This is a genomic window from Flavobacterium sp. (assembly GCF_044373165.1).
Lineage (GTDB): Bacteria > Bacteroidota > Bacteroidia > Flavobacteriales > Flavobacteriaceae > Flavobacterium.
The window spans coordinates 1-2820 of sequence record NZ_JBILQL010000138.1; the positions used below are offsets into that span (position 1 = coordinate 1).

The following is a 2820-nucleotide window of genomic DNA, read 5'->3' on the forward strand; positions in this document are numbered from 1 at the left end:
TCGAATCAGGTTTTTCCTTTTCCTTTCAGGTTTCTTCCAGTCGTGCCAAATGCAGTAGCGGATGCGATTCCTTAGCCAGCCGTCAATGTCTCGTAATTTTCCCATGATGTTGGTTCCTCGAAAATAGGTTAACCATCCTCGTTGGATTTCCTTTATCTTGGTAATACGTTCTTCTAGTTTTGCTGGAGTGGTTTTTCGGGTGATGCTTTTGAGACGCATCTTTAGGTTTTTCCATGCCTTTTCAGTTACTACGAGTTGGTATTGATTCTTGCTTCCTTTATTGTAAACGGGCACAAATCCAAAGCCAAGTAACGTAAAGTGAGAGGGTTTTCTAATGCCACTCTTTTCTTTGTTGATGGTTAGTTTGAGCTTGTTCTTGAGGAACTTTTCAATTACTACACTAGTAGCTTTTGCCTGATTGTGGCTCTTACAATAGATACTAAAATCATCAGCGTAACGAACGAATTTATGTCCTCTTCGGGTCATTTCCTTATCCAATTGATGGAGTAAAATGTTGGATAATAGCGGGCTTAATGGGCTTCCTTGTGGGACGCCTTTTCTTCGTTTTTGTAGCTTTGCGTTGATTTTAATCGGTGCTCGAAGCCATTTGCGAATGAGTTGCATCGTGGTTTTGCATTTCACTTTTCGGAATACCAAATTCAATACTAAACAATGGTCAACTTCATCAAAGAAGTTTTTCAGGTCAATATCCACAATGTGGTTTTGTCCTGAATGGATGTAATCCCGTGCTTGTCCAACGGCTTGTCGGGCGTTTTTGTTGGGTCTAAATCCAAAACTGTTGGGTTTGAATTCGGGTTCAAATAAAGGAGCGATGCTTTGTGAGACCGCTTGTTGCAACACTCGTTCGCTTGTTGTGGGAACTCCCAATAATCGGGTTTTTCCGTTTCCCTTTGGAATTTCGATTCCTAGAATGGGTTGAATTTGATAGCTTCCTTGTTTGATTTCCATAATTAACTGGTCTTTCTTTTCTGAGAATACCTTGCGGAGTTCTTTGATAGAAACGCCATCAACACCTGCACTACCTTTATTGGCAATGACGTGTTCCAATGCTTTTTGGAAGTTGTAAGGATGTACTACTTTTTCAATCATTTTTGTTTAATCTGTCCCGAAACTTCGGGATTGTTTCAGATTCTTTGTTAACCTGTTTTCGTTAAGTAGAGCTATCTGCCTAAGCGAGATTCCGTTACTTATTGAAAACCTCTTTACGTTCAGTCCTTCCTTGTTTGTGAGTCCTATGCGGTTTCTATTCGCACCTCGTTACTTTCAAGTACTATGACATCTGCTGACTTCTCTTTGTGATGAACTCGTAATCTAAGAGACCTCCCCTGGTAACCGTTTTTTCCTTCCTCCAATCACTGCGTCATCTACAAATTAAAGTTTTGGTATACTTTGGACTTTGCGTTGCTGTGGACGCTTATCCGCTTTAAATTGCCTCTTATGACGTTTCTGTTCGTCAGTACCGGATTTTGTAGTCCTGCTTCCTTCACTGCTTGAATCACTCCAAACCAGCTTGCAGCTTACTAAACCTTCGAGACGTTACTCTCGCGGTTAAGGGACTCACACCCTCTGGAAAAATAACACCCCGAAAGTTAGTTTTTGTAGTCGAAATTTGTATTTTTGAACTATTTGAAAAGCTTTCGGGGTGTGTCCTGCGGATGCAGGGCACACACATCGGTTTGGCAATATGGCGGCTGAAGTGCTTCTATGAAACATTTGTGCAAGATTCAACAGCAGTATTTCTAATGAGTTTTTGTGCTGAAAATCCGCCACATCGCCAAGCCGAGAAACGTTATATGTGATTTTTCCAAAATTTCTAAGAAAGCAATTGCTTAATTACCAAAATTTGGTAACTTTACCAAAAATGAAGAAACCATGGGAAAAAACACATCAATATCATTGGGTAATCATTTCGAAAGTTTTATAGAATCAACTGTTTCGAAAGGCCGTTTTAGCAACGCAAGTGAAGTAGTACGCGCTGGGCTTCGCCTTTTGGAAGAAGAAGAAAGCCGCATAATTGTTTTACGGAATGCAATCCGGGAAGGAATTGAAAGTGGCCGCGCTGTTGACTTTGATCCGAAAAAACATTTAGAAACTCTTAAGTCTAGAAAAAAATAATGGCCAAGTTTTATTTAAACAACAAAGCCGTTGATGATTTAAAAGACATTTGGGATTATACAGTAAAAACTTGGTCTGAAAATCAAGCTGAGATATATTACTTGTTACTTATGGATTCTTGTCAAGAATTAGCAAATAAACCAAATCAAGGTAAATCTTATGATGTCGTGGAAAAAAATGTATTAGGTTTTAAAACCGGTGAACATATTATTTTTTACCAAATAGTTTCTCAAAAAGAAATTGAAGTTGTTAGAATTCTTCACGGAATGATGGATATGAAAAACCAAATATAACAGCGTTTTTATAGCAACTGCGTAGCTCTCGCTTCTCCCGAAAGTCCTTCAGACTTTCAAATGTGGTTTTGCACTTGAAATCATCAGTAATAAATAATCGCAACTACTCCATGTCGCGGAACGTTAGCGATAAGTTTATTATCTAGAAGATTAAACTTTTTTAAATAAAAACAGTCTAGTTTGATTAAATATTTAAAATTTATTTTATGAGAATTCTTATACCATTATTAATGTTGTTGTTTTTATCGTGCGAAAAAGATAATACGTCAAACCAGCCTAACCCAAATACTTCGGCTTATAGAATTACGAAGTCTATTTCTTATAATAGTGTAAACGTAGATGTAATAATTGACAAACCCGAAGGAAATGAATTTGACGTATTAATTACGTA

4 protein-coding genes are annotated in these 2820 nt (G+C 37.8%); 3 read left to right on the top strand and 1 reads right to left on the bottom strand.

The features are described 5' to 3' along the window. Positions 1 to 1110 (bottom strand): group II intron reverse transcriptase/maturase (gene ltrA / locus ACIQ32_RS11685; protein WP_396195860.1); only part of this gene is annotated, 1110 nt, incomplete at its 3' end. A 783-nt stretch (positions 1111 to 1893) separates the two neighbouring features. On the opposite strand from ltrA, the gene ACIQ32_RS11690 reads away from it, so the two are divergent. The 3 genes from ACIQ32_RS11690 to ACIQ32_RS11700 form a co-directional block, all read left to right on the top strand. Then, entirely contained in the window at positions 1894 to 2136 is a 243-nt protein-coding gene (locus tag ACIQ32_RS11690) for a type II toxin-antitoxin system ParD family antitoxin (RefSeq protein WP_396195861.1), read from the top strand. Then, entirely contained in the window at positions 2136 to 2429 is a 294-nt protein-coding gene (locus ACIQ32_RS11695; RefSeq protein WP_396195862.1) for a type II toxin-antitoxin system RelE/ParE family toxin, read from the top strand. Before ACIQ32_RS11690 ends, ACIQ32_RS11695 begins: the two co-directional genes overlap by 1 nt. A 206-nt stretch (positions 2430 to 2635) precedes the next feature. Then, a partial coding sequence (locus tag ACIQ32_RS11700; RefSeq protein ID WP_396195863.1) for a hypothetical protein occupies positions 2636 to 2820 on the top strand: 185 nt, incomplete at its 3' end.

What these genes read in the sequence shown, in the direction of transcription:
- ACIQ32_RS11690 (WP_396195861.1), top strand. Translation starts at nt 1,894, where the DNA reads ATGGGAAAAAACACATCAATATCATTGGGTAATCATTTCGAAAGTTTT.
- ACIQ32_RS11695 (WP_396195862.1), top strand. Translation starts at nt 2,136, where the DNA reads ATGGCCAAGTTTTATTTAAACAACAAAGCCGTTGATGATTTAAAAGAC.